At 74.7% G+C, this 20,004-nt stretch carries 19 protein-coding genes and 1 tRNA gene; 14 read left to right on the top strand and 6 right to left on the bottom strand.

Features of this window, described 5'->3' with window-relative positions; translation table 11 throughout:
* Positions 1-267: 267 nt before the first annotated feature.
* A complete protein-coding gene (locus tag BU198_RS31500) occupies positions 268-1,362 on the bottom strand; it encodes a hypothetical protein (protein WP_188300264.1) in 1,095 nt (364 codons plus the stop codon).
* Between the two features lie 116 nt (positions 1,363-1,478).
* Between BU198_RS31500 and BU198_RS31495 the strand changes: the two genes are divergently transcribed.
* Positions 1,479-1,943, top strand: coding sequence for an RICIN domain-containing protein (locus tag BU198_RS31495; RefSeq protein ID WP_317620404.1), 465 nt, complete (start codon positions 1,479-1,481; stop codon positions 1,941-1,943).
* A gap of 29 nt (positions 1,944-1,972) precedes the next feature.
* Here the strand turns inward: BU198_RS31495 and BU198_RS31490 are convergent, their stop codons facing one another.
* Positions 1,973-2,668, bottom strand: coding sequence for a tyrosine-protein phosphatase (locus tag BU198_RS31490; protein ID WP_188300263.1), 696 nt, complete (start codon positions 2,666-2,668; stop codon positions 1,973-1,975).
* Between the two features lie 111 nt (positions 2,669-2,779).
* Entirely contained in the window at positions 2,780-3,541 is a 762-nt protein-coding gene (locus BU198_RS31485; RefSeq protein WP_188300262.1) for an SDR family oxidoreductase, read from the bottom strand.
* Between the two features lie 136 nt (positions 3,542-3,677).
* Between BU198_RS31485 and BU198_RS31480 the strand changes: the two genes are divergently transcribed.
* From BU198_RS31480 to BU198_RS31435, 10 genes are all read left to right on the top strand, one after another.
* Positions 3,678-4,439 carry a DNA polymerase beta superfamily protein gene (locus BU198_RS31480; protein WP_188300261.1) on the top strand — a complete coding sequence of 254 codons (762 nt, stop codon included), beginning with the start codon at positions 3,678-3,680 and terminating at the stop codon, positions 4,437-4,439.
* 47 nt (positions 4,440-4,486) lie between these two features.
* Positions 4,487-4,559, top strand: a tRNA-Lys gene (locus tag BU198_RS31475).
* A gap of 497 nt (positions 4,560-5,056) precedes the next feature.
* The gene (locus BU198_RS31470; protein ID WP_188300260.1) at positions 5,057-6,832 is read left to right on the top strand and encodes an LCP family protein; all 1,776 of its coding nucleotides are present in this window, start codon (positions 5,057-5,059) and stop codon (positions 6,830-6,832) included.
* A gap of 134 nt (positions 6,833-6,966) precedes the next feature.
* Entirely contained in the window at positions 6,967-7,488 is a 522-nt protein-coding gene (locus BU198_RS31465) for an SRPBCC family protein (RefSeq protein ID WP_188300259.1), read from the top strand.
* A gap of 231 nt (positions 7,489-7,719) precedes the next feature.
* Complete coding sequence (locus BU198_RS31460) at positions 7,720-8,514, top strand: VOC family protein (RefSeq protein ID WP_188300258.1); 795 nt, start codon at positions 7,720-7,722, stop codon at positions 8,512-8,514.
* Positions 8,515-8,612: 98 nt separating this feature from the next.
* Positions 8,613-9,362, top strand: a complete 750-nt coding sequence (locus BU198_RS31455) for an HAD family hydrolase (RefSeq protein ID WP_188300257.1) — start codon at positions 8,613-8,615, stop codon at positions 9,360-9,362.
* The gene (locus tag BU198_RS31450; protein WP_188300256.1) at positions 9,359-11,764 is read left to right on the top strand and encodes a glycoside hydrolase family 65 protein; all 2,406 of its coding nucleotides are present in this window, start codon (positions 9,359-9,361) and stop codon (positions 11,762-11,764) included. The genes BU198_RS31455 and BU198_RS31450 overlap by 4 nt, the downstream gene beginning before the upstream one ends.
* 190 nt (positions 11,765-11,954) lie before the next feature.
* Complete coding sequence (locus tag BU198_RS31445; protein WP_188300255.1) at positions 11,955-13,688, top strand: pyruvate dehydrogenase; 1,734 nt, start codon at positions 11,955-11,957, stop codon at positions 13,686-13,688.
* An 89-nt stretch (positions 13,689-13,777) separates the two neighbouring features.
* Positions 13,778-14,413, top strand: a complete 636-nt coding sequence (locus BU198_RS31440) for a helix-turn-helix domain-containing protein (RefSeq protein WP_188300254.1) — start codon at positions 13,778-13,780, stop codon at positions 14,411-14,413.
* Positions 14,414-14,445: 32 nt separating this feature from the next.
* A complete protein-coding gene (locus BU198_RS31435; protein WP_223245213.1) occupies positions 14,446-14,622 on the top strand; it encodes a DUF6126 family protein in 177 nt (58 codons plus the stop codon).
* 90 nt (positions 14,623-14,712) lie between these two features.
* Here the strand turns inward: BU198_RS31435 and BU198_RS31430 are convergent, their stop codons facing one another.
* Positions 14,713-16,152: a PLP-dependent aminotransferase family protein gene (locus tag BU198_RS31430; RefSeq protein WP_317620403.1), complete on the bottom strand. Its 1,440-nt coding sequence runs from the start codon at positions 16,150-16,152 to the stop codon at positions 14,713-14,715.
* Between the two features lie 143 nt (positions 16,153-16,295).
* Between BU198_RS31430 and BU198_RS31425 the strand changes: the two genes are divergently transcribed.
* A complete protein-coding gene (locus BU198_RS31425; RefSeq protein ID WP_317620402.1) occupies positions 16,296-17,222 on the top strand; it encodes a sigma-70 family RNA polymerase sigma factor in 927 nt (308 codons plus the stop codon).
* Between the two features lie 131 nt (positions 17,223-17,353).
* Positions 17,354-18,055 (top strand): alpha/beta fold hydrolase, encoded by a 702-nt coding sequence (locus tag BU198_RS31420; protein WP_188300252.1) that lies wholly within the window; start codon positions 17,354-17,356, stop codon positions 18,053-18,055.
* Positions 18,056-18,118: 63 nt separating this feature from the next.
* Here the strand turns inward: BU198_RS31420 and BU198_RS31415 are convergent, their stop codons facing one another.
* Both BU198_RS31415 and BU198_RS31410 read right to left on the bottom strand, forming a co-directional pair.
* Positions 18,119-18,334 carry a hypothetical protein gene (locus BU198_RS31415; protein WP_188300251.1) on the bottom strand — a complete coding sequence of 72 codons (216 nt, stop codon included), beginning with the start codon at positions 18,332-18,334 and terminating at the stop codon, positions 18,119-18,121.
* Positions 18,335-18,426: 92 nt separating this feature from the next.
* Complete coding sequence (locus BU198_RS31410) at positions 18,427-19,209, bottom strand: NRDE family protein (protein ID WP_188300250.1); 783 nt, start codon at positions 19,207-19,209, stop codon at positions 18,427-18,429.
* Positions 19,210-19,375: 166 nt separating this feature from the next.
* On the opposite strand from BU198_RS31410, the gene BU198_RS31405 reads away from it, so the two are divergent.
* Positions 19,376-19,864 (top strand): carboxymuconolactone decarboxylase family protein, encoded by a 489-nt coding sequence (locus tag BU198_RS31405; RefSeq protein WP_223245211.1) that lies wholly within the window; start codon positions 19,376-19,378, stop codon positions 19,862-19,864.
* The last annotated feature ends 140 nt before the right edge of the window (positions 19,865-20,004 follow it).

Here is a 20,004-nt window from a genome sequence, read left to right as displayed (position 1 = left end):
CGGCGCCACTGCGCGGCCGCCCCGGCGCCGGCCACCGCCAGCGCCGCGCCGCCCAGTTCGCGCCGGCCGCTCCAGCGGGCGACGCCGTAACCGCCGACCAGACCGCTCGCCGCGGTCAGCGCCGCGGGCGCGGCGGCCGCGAGCACGTTCGGGACCTTCGCCATCGTCGACTCCACTCGTAGGGGCTGTGCCGGTTTCCGACGATAACCCGGCGAACGGGCGGCGGGTCCCCCGGGCCTCCGGTGCCGCCGGTGCCGCCGGTGCCTCCTAGCGGAACGCCTCGGCGGGCGTCTGCCCCGGCACCGTGGCGGCCAGCAGCCGGGCCGCCTCCGCCGGGTCGAGCACCCGGTCGAGCCGGAGGTCGCCGGGGACCTCCTGGATGAACCGCCCGGCCGACCAGCTGCGCTCGTACGGCAGCGGCTCCAGCACCAGGGTGCGCACGCCGTCCACCACCGGGACGTCGCTCGGCGTCCCCTCGTTCCAGATCCAGGAGCCGTCCGGCGCGACCAGGTTGAAGGCGCCCGCGGCGATCACCCGGCGGCCGTCCAGGAACGCCGTCCTGGCCAGCGCCACCACCTCCGGGTCCTGCGGGATGCCGGGCAGGTGGCCGCCGCCGACCAGCACGTCGGCGAGCAGGGTGTGCAGCTGGAAGGTGTCGCTCAGGCCGCTCATCCGCAGCAGGTAGCCGGTGCCGGTGGGGCGGTCGAGCACCAGCAGCGGCTCGTCGTCCAGCACCAGGGCCAGGTGGACCAGGCCCTTGAAGTCGTGCTGCTCGCCCCGGTAGCGCTCGAACAGCTCCAGGAGCACCCCGGTCACGCCCGAGGCGCGGGCCTCGGCCCTGACCGCCGCGTGCGCGTACACCGCCCAGGCCGCCTGCTGCCACAGGTGCAGCGTCCACCAGGCGACCACGGCCAGGTGGGCGTTCCACTCGTCCAGGTGCGCGGGGTCGGCGATCCGCTCGTGCGCCTCGGCCGGATCGTCCTCCTCCGCGCTGGGCAGCGGGCCGCCGCCGGTGGAGACCCAGCGCCGCACCAGCAGCTGCGCGCCGGTCAGTGCCCCGCGCAGGCCTGCCAGCACCGGACCGGAGCAGGCGACCGGGTCGGCGCCGTGCTCCACGCAGGCGCCCACCACCATGGCCAGGTGCGCGCGGGGGAACGGCGGGGCGTCCGGCAGCAGCGCGGCCAGCCGGGGACCGGCCGCCACCGGCTCCGCCGGGTCGGCCGCGCCGAACAGCCCGCCGACCAGCCCGAGGGCGGGCCCGAACTGCTCGTCGTCCCCGGCCGCGACCACGGCCTCCAGGGCGGCCACGGCTTCGGTGAAGGTGGGCTGTTGACGGTGCGACGGTATCTGCTCGGTGGACATTCGCCGCAGCATAGGGGGCCGAACCGGCCCGGAGGAAACGCTTCCGCGGCCCCGGCCGGCCCCGACAGGCCCCGGCTTCACGGGGGCCTGTCGGCCCCCGGTGGCAGACTTCGAGCGTGACCAGCTCAATGACCGGTTCCGCGATCAGCGACGGCAGCTACCTCGTCCGCAACGTCGGCAGCGGGCTGCTGCTCCGGGTCGCCGACGCCTCCCGGCGCAGCGGTGCCCGGATCGTCCTCGGCACGGACGACGGCAGCGACGCCCAGCTCTGGCGCCTCACCGCCGTGCACCCGGGCGGGGCGCTGTTCCACATCGAGAACGCCGGCAGCGGCAAGCGCCTGGACGTCACCGACGCCTCCACGGACGACGGCGTCCGCGTCCAGCAGTGGTCGGCCAACGCCTTCGGCGCCCAGGAGTGGCTGCTGGAGGCGCACGTCGACGCCCCGGGCACCTACACGGTCAGCAGCTTCATCAGCGGCAAGCCCCTCACGGCGGGCGCCACCCCGGAGGCCGACGTCCATCAGCGGGAGGACGCCGACGTCCCGGCCCAGTGGTGGCGCTTCGAGCGCCGGGAGGGCTAGCCGTACCGACCCGCCAGGCCGGCGGCCCGTCAGGCGGAGAGGTTGGCGCGGACGGCGTCGAGTTCGGCGTCCGTGGTGCCGTGGTGGCGGAGGTAGTCGGGGATCGTGCCGTGCCGGCCGTGGATCCAGGCCAGGGAGGAGGCGAGGAGTTCGGCGTCGACCGGGCGGGAGAGGCGCTCGGCGCCGGTCTCGTCGATGTACGGGGCGGGGCCCTTGTCGAGGCCCAGGCCGAGGTTGGAGAGCAGGTAGTCGGCGGTGATCTCGGCCTCGGAGGCGCCCAGCAGGGACTGGAGGACGGCGATGGTGAGGCCGGTGCGGTCCTTGCCGACGGCGCAGTGGACGACGACGGCCAGTGACCCGGGCGCGGCGAGGCGGCGCATGACGGCGGCGAGCGAGGGGCCGGCCGTCTCGGCCATGAAGGGGTAGAGGGCGGCCTGGTCCTCGGGCCAGGGCAGGTCGACGTCGCCGCGGTCGGCGGGCAGGGTCGGCAGGTGGAGGGTCTCGTGGTCGAGGTCGTGCCGCTGGTCCGGCCAGACCTCCAGCTCGAACGCGCTGCGCAGGTCGACCACCGTCCGCAGGCCGAGCGCCTTGAGCCGCCTGGCACCCTCCCCGGTGAGCGCGTGGAAGGAACCGGAGCGGTACAGCGCGCCCCGGCGGAGGGCGCCGATCCCGCCCGCGTCACGGAAGTTGCGCACACCGGGGATGTCGATGAAGGCGTCGGTCATGGCCACCACCGTACGGGCGGGGGCGGGCGGGCGGAAGGAAACCGGAGGGGGCCGCTCGGTGGCGGCTGGACGTCGGCCGAAACCGGCCCCCGCCGGTGCGGAACAGGCTGTTCAGCGCCCGCCCGAGACCTCCAGGAACGCCCCCGTGGTGTACGAGGCCGCCGGGGAGAGCATGAAGAGGACCGCCTCGGCGACCTCCTCAGGCTGTCCGCCGCGCCGCATCGGCAGGCCGGGGGCGACCCGGTCGACCCGGCCCGGCTCGCCGCCGAGCGCGTGGATGCCGGTGTGGATCAGTCCGGGCCGCACCGTGTTGACCCGGATGCCCTCGGCGGCGACCTCCAGGGCCAGGCCGCGGGTCATCGAGTCCACCGCGCCCTTGGCGGCCGCGTAGTCGACGTACTCGTTCGGCGAGCCGATCCGGGAGGCGGCCGAGCCGACGTTGACGATGGCGCCGCCGCGACCGCCGTACCGGGTGGACATCCGGCGGACGGCCTGGGCCGCGCACAGGAACGGGCCGGTGATGTTGGCGGCCCAGATCCGGTTCAGCCGGTCCTCGTCGATCTCGTCCAGCCGGCACTGCTTCTCCAGCGTGCCGGCGTTGTTCACCAGGCCGGTGAGCGGGCCGAGTTCGGCGTCCACGGTGGCGAACAGCCGCTCCACCTCGGCGGTGCGGGTGACGTCGGCGCGGACCGCGAGGGCGGTGCCGCCCGCGGCCCCGATCGCGTCCACGACGGCCGCCGCGGCGGCCTCGTCCGTGCGGTAGTTGACGCAGACCCGGTAGCCGCGGCGGGCCGCCAGCAGGGCGGTGGCGGCGCCGATGCCGCGACTCGCGCCGGTGACGATCAGGACCTCGTCGGTGGTGGTGGTCGACATGGTCCGTACGCTACCCGGCGGCGGCGCGCGGCGGGCCAGGACCGGAATTCGCTCGCCCGGCGCGGCCCGTTCCGGAGAGGATCGGCCGTGGGCGCGGCACCCGCCCGCCCGTTCGACGTCCGAGAGGAGTCCGTGGATGTCCACCGCCCCGGCCGTTCCCGGCACGGTCCTGCTCTCGGGCATCGTCGGCTCCACCGCGTACGGCTTCGCCCACGCCGGCTCCGACCTCGACCGGCTGGGCCTGTTCGCCACCCCCACCGAGGAGTTGCACGGCCTGCACCGCCCCGCCGAGTCCCACGTCACCACCGCGCCCGACGTCACCCTGCACGAGGCCGCCAAGTGGTGCCGGCTGGCGCTGAACTGCAACCCGACCGCCTCCGAGCTGGTCTGGCTGCCGGAGGGGCTGTACGAGGTCCGCACCCCGCTCGGCGACGAACTGGTCGGCCTGCGCGACTCCTTCCTCAGCGCGCCCGCGGTACGGAAGGCCTACCTCGGCTACGCCGACCAGCAGTTCCGCAAGCTGCTGACCCGCGACACGACCGACCCGGCCACCCGCCGCCGGGCCGCCAAGCACGCCAGGCACCTGGTCCGGCTGGTCGAGCAGGCCGTCCGCCTGCACCGGACCGGCCGCAACCTGATCCGGCTGCCCGACCCCGAACGCGTCCGCGACCTGGGCGAACGCATCGCCGACCACCCCGACCTCGCCGAGCCGCTGCTCGCCGACGCGGCCGAGCGCCTCTCCGGCCCCGGTGTGCTGCCCGCGGCCGCCGACCCGCGCCCCGCCGAGGCCTGGCTCCGCCGGGTCCGTGCCGCCCACTACACGCCGCCTCGAGGACCGGTCGACAACCCCGGCACGCCCGTGCAATCCACTGGCGGAGCCCTGGGCCCCACCGGGTAGGATCGCCGTGGTCCTCCCACCCGGTACCCCCGGCGCGCGAGGGCCGTGGGCCGCTAGCTCAATTGGCAGAGCTGCGGACTTTTAATCCGTAGGTTCAGGGTTCGAGCCCCTGGCGGCCCACCGAGCCGAGGCCGGGTCAGATGAACTCTGATCCGGCCTCTTTCCGTTCCCTCCTTCGGGTCCGCGTGGTGCGTCCCGCCGACCGGGGGCGCACTCGTACGGGTGCCCCGTCGGACGGTGCCGCCGACCCTTGGCGCCGGCGTCGGCCGTGCGCCCAACTCCGCTGTCCGCAAGGGCGTTGTGGTGCGGTGTCCGCGCGGGCGGCGGGCCGCGCCGGTGGCCGGATCCCGTCGCCCGCACGGGAGCGGCGCAGTGGCATGGGTCACGTCGGAATCGGGCGTTTTCGACTGTTCTGCCGGGGTGTTGCCCGTCGATCGGCGGGGTTGCCCGAGGGCCGGAGGTCGGTGATCGTGTCGGGCCTAAATATGATCGGAAGCCACGATCGTCGGATGGTGCCGAAGGTCGTATGTGCAACCTGGGAACGGTCCGGACCGTCTCTCTGTGTGCGGTGCGCCGGATCGTCAGGGGCGTCGCTTCCGTCGGTGAAAGGTACGCGCATGTCAGGTCAGTGGGGCGAGGGCACGGCTCGGGGCGAGGACGTGCCCTCCGCGCTCTCGACCGAGGGCGCGGAGGGCAGTGGCGCCGTGCCGTCCCCGCGTTCCGGTGGCCGGGCGGAGGCCCGCCGCGCTGCCCAGGGCAAGGGCGGCCGGGGCGGTGGCGGGGGGAAGACGGAGGCGGCTTCGGCGGGCGGCGGCCGGGCGGCGGCGCGCAAGAGCGCCAAGCCGAAGAAGAACGTGAAGAAGATCGTCGCCTGGTCGGCGGCGGGCGTGCTGGTGCTGATAGCCGGCGCCGGTGGCGCGATCTACCTCAAGCTGAACGCCAACATCAAGTCCTTCGACGGCGACGCGATAGCCACCAACCGCCCGCCGGAGTCGAAGGCCGACGCGGACGGCAACAAGCCGGTCAACGTGCTGCTGATCGGCTCGGACAGCCGCGGCAAGAACAACTCCGACCTTGGCGGCGGCGATGCCGGCGGCGCGCGCTCGGACACCACGATCCTGCTGCACGTCTACGCCGATCACAAGCACGCCGTGGGCATCTCGATCCCGCGCAACGCCCTGGTGACCATCCCGTCCTGCAAGCTTCCCAACGGCAAGTGGACCAAGGACCGGACCAACGCCAAGTTCAACGAGGCCTTCTCCACCGGCGGAAGCGACGACGGCAACCCGGCCTGCGCGCAGAACACCGTGGAGAAGCTGACCGGCATCCGGGTCGACCACACCCTCGTGGTCGACTTCAACGGCTTCGCCGCGATGACCAAGGCCGTGGACGGCGTGGAGGTCTGCCTGCCGAAGGCGATCTACGAGGGCGACATCAACCCCAACCTGAAGAAGAAGGGCGACCTCGTCCTTCCGCAGGGCAAGCAGACGGTCTCCGGGCAGAAGGCGCTCGACTACGTGCGGCTGCGGCACGGCATCGGCGACGGCTCGGACATCGGCCGGATGATGCGCCAGCAGGCCTTCCTCGGCTCGCTCGCCAGCAAGATCAAGAAGGAGGGGATGAACCCCACCACCCTCCTGCCGCTGGCCGACGCCGCCACCAAGTCCCTGGTCGTCGACCCCGGCCTGGACTCGGCCGACAAGCTGCTCTCCTTCGGCCTGTCGCTGAAGAACATCGACATGCACGACCTCAAGTTCGTGACGACGCCCTGGCGCTACCACGGCGTCGACATCGACCTGGTCCAGCCGGACACCAACAAGCTCTGGGAGACCCTCAAGGCCGACCAGACCATCGACGGGCAGAACGCCACCGGCCAGCAGCCGGACTCCCCGGCCGACGGCACCAGCACGGCCCCGCAGCAGCCCGCGGCGCCCACCACCCCGGCCGCCCCGGCCGCGGACACCGCCAACTCCGCGATCAGGGTGGCGGTCTACAACGGAACGGTCGTCAACGGCCTGGCCGGAAAGGCGACCGAGCAGCTGAAGGGCGCCAAGTTCACCGCCAGCACGGGGGGCCAGGCGGCCAGCACCAAGTACAAGACCACCACGGTCGAGTACGGCTCCGGGCAGAAGGCGAACGCCGAGAAGGTCGCCGCGCTCTTCCCCGGTGCCAGCCTGGAGTCCAGCAGCGCGCGGGGCATCTCGGTGATCGTCGGCCAGGACTTCGCGGCCGCGACGGGTCTGGCGCCCGGCGCTCCCACCGGCGGCGCCGCGCCCGGTGCGACCCCGGGCGTCCCGGCGCCCCCGCAGCCGCTGCCGACCAGCGTCACCAACGACGCCCGTTCCGCGGACGACGACCTCTGCGCCAACACCAGTTACGGCAGCGGCGGCTGACCGCCGGCACCGGACAGCACGGGGACGACCCCCGGGCCGGCGCCCTCCGGGGCGCGCGGGCCCGGGGGTCGTGCCATGGTGGGCCCGTAGCCCCTGGGCGGGGATCCCACCGGTCACCGTGAAAGGCGGACCCCATGCCCGAGATCGCCCTCCAGCTCGACATCGCCGCCCCCAGGGCCGTCGTGCTCGCCGCGCTCACCACCCACGACGGGCTGGCCGCCTGGTGGACCACCGGCGTGGACCGGGACGGCGACGTCCTGCTGTTCGACTTCCCCGACGTCCCGGAGCCGTTCCGGCTGCGGGTGGAGCGGGCCGACCAGGACCGGGTGGTGTGGACCAACGCCGGGGCCTTCCCGCCGCACTGGGCCGGCACCTGGATCAGCTGGGAGCTCGCCGACCGGCCCGCCGAGCCCGGCACGTCCGACCGGCCCGCCGAACCCGGCACGTCCGATCGACCCGCCGCGCCCGGCCACCGGGCCGAGCCGGAGCGCACCCGGCTGCTGTTCCGGCACGGCGGCTGGCAGCCGGGCAGCGAGGAGGGCGTCCCGGCGGTGGCCGGCACCTGGGCCGAACTGCTGGTCCGGCTCAAGGACTACGCGCAGAGCGGCAAGGTGCAGCCGTACTTCGTCACCGGGCACCGCCACGACGCCCCGTGAGCACGCCCCGAACGCGCCCGTGAGCGCCCCGTGACCGACCCCGGGGGAACCCCGTGACGGACCGCCCGCCGGTCGCCCGCGAGGGCGCCGTCCGGTGGCGGGATCGCGGTGGCGGGCCGATGGTGGCGGTGTACCGCCGTCGCCCCGGCCGGGCCGAGCCCCCACGCGGCCCGACCGGCCGGACGGTCCGACCACCACAGCCGGCCACCACTGCCTCCGGGAGGCCCAGCAATGCCCGTAGTCACCGATCCGTACAAGCCCGGCACCCCGTGCTGGGTCGACCTGATGGCGAGCGACCAGCAGGCCGCGCTCGACTTCTACCGCGACCTGTTCGGCTGGCAGGGCAAGGTCGGCCCGGCCGAGTTCGGCGGCTACGCCGTGTGCACGCTCAACGGCCGGCCGGTCGCCGGGATCATGGCGCAGATGGCGCCCGAGGGGCAGCCGGAGCCGCCGGTCGCCTGGACCACCTACCTGGCCTCGGACGACGCCGACGCGGCCCGGACGTCCATCGCCGACGCCGGCGGCACGGTCCTGTACGACCCGATGGACGTCGGCACGGTCGGCCGGATGCTGGTGGCCGCCGATCCGACCGGGGCGGTGTTCGGCGTCTGGCAGGCGATGGACTTCATCGGCGCGGGCGTGGTCAACGAGCCGGGCGCGGTGGTCTGGAACGAGCTCAACACCGCCGACACCGGCACGGCCGGCCGCTTCTACCAGCCGGCCCTCGGCCTGCGTCCGGCCGCCATCCAGGGCGGCTACGTCTCGCTGAACGTCGGCGAGCGCACCGTGGGCGGCATGCAGGAGATCCCCGGCTACCTGGCGCCGGGCACGCCCTCGCACTGGATGACGTACTTCTCGGTGGACAGCACCGACTCCACGGTGGACGCCCTGGTCAAGGCCGGCGGCTCGGTGATCCAGCCGGCCTTCGACATGCAGTCCGGCCGGATGGCGGTGGTCCGGGACCCGCAGGGCGCGCTCTTCGCGGTCGTCGAGGCGCCCGAGGCGCAGATGCCCGACTCGCCGTAGCGCCGTCCCGTACGGCCGGGCAACCGGAAGCCGCCCTTCCCGCGACGCGCCGCCGGGAAATGGGCGGCTTCCCCCCGTTCCCGGGTAAGACTGCACCCATGCTGGGGCTACCGGACGACATCCGTGCTTTCCTCTTCGACCTCGACGGGGTGCTCACCCAGACCGCGAAGGTGCACGCCGCGGCCTGGAAGGACACCTTCGACGCCTTCCTGCGCGCCGAAGCCGCCCGCACCGGCGGGCAGTTCGTCCCCTTCGACGCCGTCACCGACTACGACACCCACGTGGACGGCCGCCCGCGCCTGGACGGCACCCGCGCCTTTCTGCTCAGCCGGGGCATTGAACTGCCCGAGGGCACCCCGGACGATCCGCCCAACTCCCGTACCGTGCAAGGGATCAGCCGGGCCAAGAACGACACCGTGCTACGGCTGATCCGGGAGCAGGGCGTCCAGCCGTACCAGGGCTCGGTCGACTACGTGCACCGGCTGCGCGCGGCCGGGCTGCCCAGCGCGGTGGTCTCCTCCAGCGCCAACTGCCGCGACGTGCTGCGGGCGGCCGGCATCGAGGAGCTGTTCGAGGTGATCGTGGACGGCAACGTCGCCAAGGCCGAGGGCCTGCCCGGCAAGCCCGCCCCCGACACCTACCTGTACGCCGCCCGCGCGCTCGGCGTCGAACCCGCCCACGCCGCGGTCTTCGAGGACGCGCTCGCCGGGGTCGCCTCGGGCCGGGCCGGCGGCTTCGGCACGGTGGTCGGGGTGGACCGCACCGGCCAGGCCGCCGAACTGCGCAGGGACGGCGCCACCGTGGTCGTCCGGGACCTCTCCGAACTCCTCGGGGAGGAGCGCGCATGAGTCCGGCCGACACCTTCGCGATCGACCCCTGGCAGATCACCGAGCAGGGCCTGGACCTGGCCTCGATGGCCCGCGCCGAATCCGTCTTCGCGCTCTCCAACGGGCACATCGGCCTGCGCGCCAACCTGGACGAGGGCGAGCCGCACGGCCTGCCCGGCACCTACCTCAACGGCGTCTTCGAACTGCGTCCGCTGCCGTACGGCGAGGGCGGCTACGGCTACCCGGAGTCCAGCCAGAGCGTCATCAACGTGACCAACGGCAAGATCATCCGACTGCTGGTGGACGACGAGCCCTTCGACCTGCGCTACGGCGAACTCGTCAGCCACAAACGCTGGCTGGACTTCCGCGAGGGCCTGCTCCACCGCGAGGCCGAGTGGACCTCCCCGGCCGGGCGGACGATCAGGGTGCGCTCCTCCCGGCTGGTCTCGCTCACCCAGCGCGCCATCGCCGCCGTCGAGTACAGCGTCGAGGCGGTGGACGGCCCGGTGCGGATCGTGCTCCAGTCCGAGCTGGTCGCCAACGAACAGCTGCCCGGCGGTCCCGAGGGCGACCCGCGGGCCGCCGCCGTGCTGGAGGCACCGCTACAGCCCGAGGCGCACCACGCCAGCGCCACCAAGGCCGTCCTGGTGCACCGCACCCGCTACAGCGGCATCCGGGTCGCGGCCGGGATGGACCACGTCATCGAGGGCCCGGAGAAGTCCGACACCGTCGCCGAGTCCGAGGCCGACCACTGCCGGATCAGCGTCACCACCGTGCTCAAGCCCGGGCAGCGGCTGCGGCTGACCAAGTTCATCGCCTACGGCTGGTCCGGCACCCGCTCGCTGCCCGCCGTCCGGGACCAGGTGGAGGCCGCGCTGACCGCCGCCCGGTACACCGGCTGGGACGGCCTGGTCGCCGAACAGGCCGACTTCCTCAAGGAGTTCTGGGAGACCAGCGACATCGCGATCGAGGGCGACGTCGAGCTCCAGCAGGCCGTCCGGTTCGCCGTCTTCCACGTCCTCCAGGCCGGTGCCCGCAGCGAGGAACGGGCCATCCCCGCCAAGGGGCTGACCGGCCCCGGCTACGACGGGCACAGCTTCTGGGACACCGAGACCTTCGTCCTGCCGGTGCTCACCTACTGCCTGCCCAACGCCGTCAACCAGGCCCTGCGCTGGCGGCACACCACCCTCCCGCTGGCCCGCGAGCGGGCGGTCCAGCTCGGCCTGGCCGGTGCGGTGTTCCCGTGGCGGACGATCCGCGGCGAGGAGTGCTCCGGGTACTGGCCGGCCGGCACCGCAGCCTTCCACATCGGTGCCGACATCGCCGTCGCCGTCGCCCGCTACGTCCGGGCCACCGGGGACGAGGAGTTCGAGCGCGAGTACGGGCTCGAACTGCTCGTCGAGACGGCCCGGATGTGGCGCTCGCTGGGCCACCACGACGTGGCCGGGAAGTTCCGCATCGAGGGCGTCACCGGCCCCGACGAGTACAGCGCCGTCGCGGACAACAACGTCTTCACCAACCTGATGGCGCAGAGCAACCTGCGCGCCGCCGCCGAGGCCGCCGTCCGCCACCCGCACGAGGCCTCGCTGCTCGGCGTGGACACCGAGGAGACCGCCGCCTGGCGCGACGCGGCCGCCGCGATGTACATCCCGTACGACGAGAGCCTCGGCGTCCACCCGCAGGCCGACGACTTCACCCACCACCAGGTCTGGGACTTCGAGCACACCCCGCCGGAGAACTACCCGCTGCTGCTGCACTACCCGTACTTCGACCTGTACCGCAAGCAGGTGGTCAAGCAGGCCGACCTGGTGCTCGCCATGCAGGTCCGCGGCGACGCCTTCACCGACGAGCAGAAGGCCCGCAACTTCGCCTACTACGAGCGGCTGACCGTCCGGGACTCTTCGCTCTCCGCCTGCACCCAGGCGGTCATCGCCGCCGAGGTCGGCCAGCTCGACCTCGCGTACGACTACACCGCCGAAGCGGCCCTGATGGACCTGCACGACCTCGGCGGCAACACCCGCGACGGCCTGCACATGGCGTCGCTCGCCGGGGCCTGCATCGCCCTGGTGGCGGGCTTCGGCGGGCTGCGCGACCACAGCGACTCGCTCTCGTTCCGGCCCCGGCTGCCGTCCGGGCTGATGCGGCTGAGCTTCTCGCTGCTGGTGCGCGGGCAGCTGCTCGGCGTGGACATCAGCCACGGGGGGACGACGTACACGCTGCGCCGCGGCGAGGTCGTCCACCTGCGGCACGACGGCGAGGCGGTGCAGGTCAAGGCCGGTTCGCCGGTCACCCTGCCGACCACCCTGCCGCCCGCCCAGGAGCGGGTCGCCCAGCCGCCGGGCCGCGAACCCGCCCGCCGCCAGCCCCAGGCGGGACTGGTGGCGGGCAAGCTCGGCCAGCAGGACCACCTGGCGGCGGAGTAGCCCGCCGGGGAAGGGCCCGCTCCGCAGCCGGGGCGGGCCCTTCCCACGCCCTCACGCCCGTCGCGTTCTCACGCCCGGCGCGCGCTCGCCAGCCCGCCGCCGGGCTCACCCGTCCGGCCCACCCCGGCTGCGCCGCCCCCGGCCCCGGCGCAGGGTGCAGGTGTCCCGTGCCGACCGAAGGAGCGCAGCCGTGGCGAGCGTGGCCGAACAGATGGTGGAGGTGCTCCGGCAGGCCGGGGTCGAGCGGGTCTACGGCGTCGTCGGCGACAGCCTCAACCCCGTCGTGGACGCGATCCGCCGCTCCGAGGGCATCAGCTGGGTGCACGTGCGCAACGAGGAGGCCGGCGCCTTCGCGGCCGCCGCCGAGGCCGAGCTCTCCGGCCGGCTCGCGGTCTGCGCCGGCTCCTGCGGCCCCGGCAACACCCACCTCATCCAGGGCCTGTACGACGCCCAGCGCAGCGGCCTGCCGGTGCTCGCGCTCGCCTCGCACATCCCGTCCGGGCAGATCGGCACCGGCTTCTTCCAGGAGACCCACCCCGAGCGGGTGTTCACCGACTGCAGCAACTGGTGCGAGATGCTCTCCACCCCCGGCCAGCTGCCCCGGCTGCTGCGGGTCGCCATCCAGCACGCGCTCGGCTCGCACGGCGTCTCGGTGCTCGCCTTCCCCGGGGACGTCGCGGCCCTCTCCGCCGTCGCGCCCACCGGCACCAGCCACTTCCTCACCGAGCAGGCTGTGGCCGCGCCGCCCTGGTCCCAGGTGCAGGAGCTGGCCGGGATGCTCAACGCGGCCCGCAAGGTGGTCCTGTTCTGCGGCGCCGGGGTGCGCGACGCGCACGCCGAGGTGATGGCGGCCGCGCAGGCCCTGAACGCGCCGGTCGGCCACTCGCTGCGCGGCAAGGAGTGGATCCAGTTCGACAACCCGTACGACGTCGGGATGAGCGGGCTGCTCGGCTACGGGGCGTGCCACGAGGCGCTGCACTCCGCGGACCTGGTGGTGCTGCTCGGCACCGACTTCCCGTACGACTCCTTCCTGCCGCAGGCGCACACCGTCCAGGTCGACCACGACGCCACCAGGCTCGGCCGCCGCACCGCGCTCGACCTGGCCGTCCACGGCGACGTGGCCGCGACCCTGCGGGCCGTGCTGCCGCTGCTGGACGCCAGGAGCGACCGCGCCTTCCTGGACGGGATGCTGCGCAAGCACTGCCGGGCGCTGGAGGACGTGGTCGGCGCGTACACCAGGGACATCGAGAAGCACCTGCCGATCCACCCCGAGTACGTCGCCTCGGTGCTGGACGAGGTGGCCGCCGAGGACGCGGTGTTCACCGTGGACACCGGCATGAACAACGTCTGGGCCGCCCGCTACCTCCGGCCCAACGGCCGCCGCCGGGTGATCGGCTCCTTCCTGCACGGCTCGATGGCCAACGCCCTCCCGCACGCGATCGGCGCCCAGCTGGCCTGTCCGGGCCGGCAGGTGGTCGCGATGGCGGGCGACGGCGGGATCGGCATGCTGCTCGGCGAGCTGCTCACGGTGGCCAAGCACCGGCTGCCGGTGAAGACGGTGGTCTTCAACAACGGTGCGCTCGGCATGATCAAGCTGGAGATGCTGGTCTCCGGCTACCCGGAGTCCGAGATCGACAACGGGGACGTGGACTACGCCGGGATCGCCCGGGCGATGGGCATCCAGGCCAAGCGGGTGACCGATCCCGCCAGGGTCGGGGAGGTGCTGGCGGAGGCGCTGGAGCGGCCCGGCCCCGCCCTGGTGGACGTGGTCACCGACCCGAACGCGCTGTCCATCCCGCCGCACATCACCGCCGCCCAGCTGAAGGGCTTCGCGCTGGCGGCGAGCAGGACGGTGCTCTCGGGCGGCGTCGGGCGCATGATCGACCTGGCCAGGAGCAACCTGCGGAACATTCCGCGGCCCTGAGCGGGGGTGCCGTGAGCGGGGACGCGGGAGGGCTTTGCCTGTGAGGCAATTTTCTTGCCCATGTGGCACGCCGGGTGTCCACTGGACACATGACCAGCAGCTCCACCGGTGCCGCCACCACGGGCGAACAACTCGACGACCAGGAGGTCGCCGGCCTCGCCGCCCGTCTCCGTGAGCACCGGCTCAGCAGCCGTCTCACGCTGGAGGTGGCCGCCGGCCGGGTCGGGCTCTCCCCAGCCTATCTGTCCCGGCTGGAGACCGGCCGCCGGCAGCCCTCGCTGCCCGTCCTGCTCGGCCTCGCCCGCGCGTACGGGACCTCGGTCTCCGGACTCCTCGGCGAGACCATGGCCGAGCCGGACCCGGTCGTCCGGGGCGGCGCCATCGAGCCGGGCCGGGCCGGCGGCTGGGGCTACCGCAGGGCGGGTGCCCCCGGCCGCGCGATGCAGGCCCTGCGGGTGCACGTCCCGCCGGGCGTGCAGGACACGGTGGTCCGGGTCCACCCGGGCGAGGAGTGGCTGTACGTCCTGAAGGGCGCGCTCCGGGTCACCCTCGGTGACCGGGTCCACCACCTCGGGGTGGGCGACTCCGCGCACTACGACTCGCTCACCCCGCACTGCATCGCCGCGGAGTCGGACAGCGGCGTCGAACTGCTCTTCGTCCACACCCTGCTGCAGAGCCCCGGCGGCGAACTCTGCCTCGGCGGCGGCCCGACCGCCGTCCACTGACCCGCCGTCAGAACACCCCGGAGGAGATCACCATGGCCGATCCCACCACCACCATCGCCCCCGACACTCCCGCCGGCCCGAAGACCATGGACGCCGGGAAGTGGGCCAACAAGCGGATCTACCTCCGCCTGCTGATCTACACCGTCGGAGGTCACGCCTTCGCCGGCTTCATCATCCTCCTGTTCGAACTCGGCAGCCGCAACAAGTAGTCAGCGCCCCAGGACCGTCCGCCCGCCCCCGCCCCCGAGGGAGGCGGGCGGACCGCTGCCGTTCCCGCCCGGCTCCCCCCGTTCACCCCCTCACGCCGTGCGCAGCAGCTCGCAGAGCGCCCGCACCGCCGCCGGGAAGGCGTGGTCCGGCGGGGTGGAGTAGCCGATGACCAGGGCGGGCGGGGTGTCGGCGGGAGCCGGGGCGGCGCGGTGCCAGGCGAGGCCCTTGAGGGAGAGGCCGAAGTGCTCGGCGCGGGCGAGGAGTTCGGGCTCGGGGGTGGAGCCGGGCGGCAGCCGGAGCACGACGTGCAGGCCGGCCGCGATGCCGGTGACCCGGACGTGCGGGGCGTGTTCGGCGAGCGCGGCGACCAGCCGGTCGCGGCGGCGCCGGTAGTGCAGGCGGCAGCGCCGCACGTGGCGGTCGTAGGTGCCGGAGGTGATCAGCTCCGCCAGCGTCAGCTGGTCCAGCACCGGGGACATCGTGTCGGCCAGCGCCTTCAGCCGGGCGACCGGCTCGACCAGCGCGTCCGGCAGGGCCAGCCAGGCCAGCCGCAGGCCGGGGGCGAGGCTCTTGGCGGTCGTCCCGGCGTACACCACCCGTTCCGGGTCCAGGGCCTGCATCGCGCCGAGCGGCTGCCGGTCGTAGCGGAACTCGCCGTCGTAGTCGTCCTCGATGACGTACCGGTCCTGCTCGCGCGCCCACCGCACCGCCGCCGCCCGCCGCTCGGCGGCCAGCGCCGCGCCGGTGGGGTACTGGTGGGCCGGGGTGAGCAGCAGGGCGCCGGCCCTGGGGTCGAGCCGGTCGAGCCGGTCGACCAGGACGCCGTCCGCGTCCAGCGGGACCGGCACGGTGGCGAGCCCGGCGGCCCGGACGACCGCGTGCTGCGGCGGCAGCCCGTACTCCTCGACGGCGAGCGACTGGGCGCCGCGGTCCCGCAGGGCGGCGCAGAGCAGGCCGAGGCCCTGGGTGACGCCGGTGCAGACGAGCAGGTGGTCGGGGTCGGTGCGGACGCCGCGGACCCGGGCCAGGTAGTGGGTGAGGGCCTGCCGCAGTTCGATCCGGCCGAGCGGGCTGCCGTAGTCCAGGGCCTCGTGCGGTGCGGTGGCGAGGGCGCGGCGGGCGGCGGCGAGCCAGGCGGTGCGGGGGAAGAGGGAGAGGTCGGGCCGGCCGGACGTCAGGTCGTACGGGGCGGTCGCCCGCCGTGGCGCGGGCCGGGCGGCGGGCCGCCTGCCCCGGACCGGCTCCGGCGCGGCCCGCCGGGCGACGGTGGTGCCGGAGCCCTGCCGGGAGCTGAGCCAGCCCTCGGCGGTGAGCTGGCCGTACGCCTCGACCACGGTGTTGCGGGCGACCCCGAGGTCCTCGCCGAGCGCCCGGGAGGACGGCAGCCGGGTGCCGGGGGCGAGTCGCCCGTCCTGGACGGCCTCGCGCAGCGCGTCCTCCAAGGCGGCCCGCAGCCCGGCGCCGGCGGCCCGCCGCTCGGTGAGGTCCAGGTGCAGGTCGCCGCCGAAGGCGGTCCAGGAGGTGCTCACGGCCCCATTCTCGCCCGGTGGGGCGGGGACGGACGGCCCGCCGGGGCCCGCGTGCGGGCGGTGCGGGTGGTGATCACGGTGTCCTCCCCGTCGGTTAGCGTCCGTCATCGGACCGACGGATCCCGACGCGAGGATGTGACAGGGTGAGCGAGGACATTTCCCGGAACGACCCGGAGACGGCCGAACCGGCCGAACCGGCCGATCTGGCCGGGCGGTTCGAGGCCGAGCGCCCCCAACTGCGCGCCGTGGCCTACCGGATGCTCGGATCGATCGCCGAGGCCGAGGACGCCGTCCAGGAGGCCTGGCTGAGGCTGAGCCGCGGCGACGTGGGCGGGGTACGCAACCTCGGGGCCTGGCTCACCACCGTCGTCAGCCGGGTCTGCCTGGACCAGCTGCGCTCCCGCACCTCCCGCCGGGAGGATCCGCTGCCCGAGCAGGACGGGCAGGTGCGGCTGCCCGACCCGGTGGTCAGCGGGCTGTCGGCGCTGGACCCGGTGCACGAGATCCTGGTCGCCGACTCGGTCGGGATCGCGCTGATGGTGGTCCTGGAGACGCTCTCCCCGGCGGAGCGGATCGCCTTCGTGCTGCACGACCTGTTCGAGGTGCCCTTCGACGGGATCGCCGAGGTGCTCGGCCGCACCTCCGCCGCCACCCGGCAGCTGGCCAGCCGCGCCCGCCGCCGGGTCCAGGGCGCCACCCCGGCCGCGGACTCCGACAACGCCCGCAAGCGCGAGGTGGTGGAGGCCTTCCTGACCGCCTCCAGGGGCGGCGACTTCGACGCCCTGCTGGCCGTGCTCGACCCCGGGGTGGTGGCCCGCTCCGACGGCGGCACGCTGGTGCCGGGCGTGCTGCGCCGCGGCGCGGCCGACGTCGCCTCGCAGGCGATCGCCTTCGCCCGCTTCGCCGCCGGCGGCCGGCTGGTCCTGGTCAACGGCTCGCCCGGGGTGGTCTCCTTCGCCGGGGGCCGTCCGCTGTCGGTCATGTCGTTCACCATCCACGGCGGCCGGATCACCGCGATGGACATCCTCACCGACCCGGTCCGCCTGGCCGCCCTGGGCCTCACGGCCTGACCGTCCCGGTGGTGCCCCCGGGCCGGCCGGCACCCCGCCGGCCGGCCCGCCGGGTCCGTCACGCTTCCTCCACGTGTTGTTTCCCGTCGCTTCCCGGGCCGTCCGGGGAGCCGCGCGCTACCGTGCCGCCCATGGCGAACTTTGTACTGGTGGCGGGCGCGTGGCTCGGTGCCCGGGCGTGGGACGAGGTCGTGGCGGAACTGTGCGCGGCCGGGCACGGGGCGTACCCGCTGACGCTCTCCGGGCTCGCGGAGAAGAGCGGCGCGCCCGCCGGGCAGCGGGCGCACGTGGCGGACGTCGTCGCCGAGGTGGAGCGGCTGGACCTGCGCGAGGTGGTGCTGGTCGGGCACAGCTACTCGGGCATCCCGGTGGGCCAGGCCGCGGAACGGATCGGCGACCGGCTGGCCCGGCTGGTCCTGGTGGACGCCAACGTGCCGGTGGCGGGGGAGTCCTTCGCCGACCAGATACCGGAGCCGGCCGCGCTGCGGGCGGACCTCGCCGCGCACGGGGGCTGGTGGCCGCCGCTGCCGCCGGCCGAGTTCGCCGGGCAGGGGCTGACCGTCGGGCAGATCACCAGGATCACCGCGGGCGCGACCCCGCACCCGGGCCCCTCGCTGACCGAACCAGCCGTCCTGGAGGGCCCGTTGAGCGCGCTCCCGGCGGTGTACGTGAAGTGCCTGCTGGACTGGCCGGAGCCGCCGCCGCTGGTCGCCCGGCTGGTCGCGGACGGCCACTGGCGGCTGGTGGAGCTGGACACCGGGCACTGGCCGATGTTCTCCCGGCCGGCCGAACTCGCCCGGGTGCTGGCCGAGTCGGCCCGGACGGAGGGCTGAGACCCGCCCGGACGGCAGGCCGGGGCCGCCCCGGACGGAAGCCGGGGTCCGCCGCGCGGATCCTCACCGGCCGTACGGCCGGAGGACACCGGGGGCGAGGCGGCCGATCAGCGCCGCCGCCACGGAGGCCGGCACGGTGGCGGACGGGACGGCCCGGTGCGCCGCGTCGCCGAGTGGCATCACGGCGGTCACCGCGGCCGGGGTGCCGGCCAGGGGCAGGGCGACGGTCAGGACGGCGAGCAGGCGACGGGGGCGCCGCGGGTGGTCGGGACGGTTCACGGGGGTCTCCTTGGGGCTCGACCCGGGCCACGATGCCGCCTCCCGCAGCGTCAGGTTCAAGTCCTTTTCCGCCCACCGCCGACGCGGCCAGGTCAGTCCACCGCGACCCGACGCCACCCCGTCCCGTCCGCGGCCACCGGCACGGCCGCGAAGTCGTACCGCAGCAGGCCGGGGCCGAGCGCGAGCAGCGAGATCGACGAGGAGCCCCAGATCCGCCCGTCGCCGAAGTCCCGCCGCTGGATCAGCGCGGCGTCCGCGTCCGGCGCCAGCCCGTCCCCGGCGACGATCGGCAGCCACCCGCCCCAGGCCGCCGCGGCCGGGCCCGTGCCGGTCGGCTCGGGCCGGGGTTCGGCGGCCAGCCGGGCCCGGAAGTGGGCGGCGCGCGCGGCCATCAGCGCGCGGATCCGCTCCGAGGTGGTCCGGCCGGCGGCCAGGCCTTCCAGCCCGTCGTTGAGCACCACGCTCAGGCCGGACGGCAGTTCGCGCTCCTCCAGCCGCCCGCCGTCCCAGCTGGACACCCGGGCTCCGTCGGCCCGGACCAGGACGAGGTGGAACGGGTCGTACGGGGTGAGGTCGAGCCTGCCGACCCCGCCCTCCCGGACGGCGGTGAGCGGCAGCCGGCCGCGGGTGCGCCGGGCGTCGGCGGGGGCGGCCGGGCCGAAGCCGTTCAGCAGGCAGGCGGCGGTGCGCCGGGCGGGGTCGACGGCCAGCCAGGTGCCACCGGCCGCGAGGTCCAGTCCGCCGAGCAGCCCGGGCCGGTCCGGCCAGTGGTGGTCCGGCGGCAGCCAGGCCCGGCCCAGGTACTCGTCCCGGACGGACAGCAGCAGGACCGGCACCGCCGCTGCCGGCTCGATGCTGACGAACGCCGTACACACGACCCGCTGCCCCTGACCTCGTCCGGTCGGCGACCCGGCCGGTGAACCCGCCGGAGATCCCCTCCCGGCGATCCTCGCACGGCCGTTCGCACGCCGGAAGTGGCCCACGATGCGGGTGGCCGAATGCACCAGGACGGCAGGCCACCGCGCTCCTAGGCTGGCGGCCATGACGACGAACGAGACGACCGTGACGAACGGGGCCCCGGTGCCCGCCCCCGAGCAGCGCATGCCGATGCACAAGCTCGCCCCCGCCTTCTACCAGGCGATGGTCGCCCTGGACCGGGCGTCCAGGGAGGGCGTCGACCCGGTGATCGCCGAGCTGGTCAAGGTGCACGCCTCGATGATCAACGGCTGTGCCTTCTGCATCGACATGCACGCGGCCGACGCCCGCAAGCACGGCGAGCAGGACCACCGCATGCTCTCCCTCCCGGCCTGGCGCGAGACGCCCTGGTTCACCGCCCGCGAGCGCGCCGCCCTGGCCCTCACCGAGTCGGTCACCCTGCTGACCCAGGGCCACGTGCCGGACGCCGTGTACGCGGAGGCCGCCGCGCAGTTCGACGAGACCGAGCTGGCCCAGCTGATCGCGCTGATCACCACGATCAACGCCTGGAACCGGATCGGCGTCTCCACCCGCCTGAGCCCGGCCGCGAGGTGAGCGCCACCGACCCGGCCAGCCGGCGGGAGCAGGCCCGGCTGCTGCACGAGCTGCACCGCCCGGGCGAGCCGCTGGTGCTGGCGAACGCCTGGGACGTGCCGAGCGCCCGGCTGGTGGCCGCCGCCGGGGCACGGGCGGTG

This window comes from Streptomyces sp. CBMA156 (assembly GCF_014596515.1).
Classification (GTDB): Bacteria; Actinomycetota; Actinomycetes; order Streptomycetales; family Streptomycetaceae; genus Kitasatospora.
The sequence above is the reverse complement of the archived record's forward strand: the minus strand, read 5'-3'. Positions and strand labels throughout refer to the sequence as shown.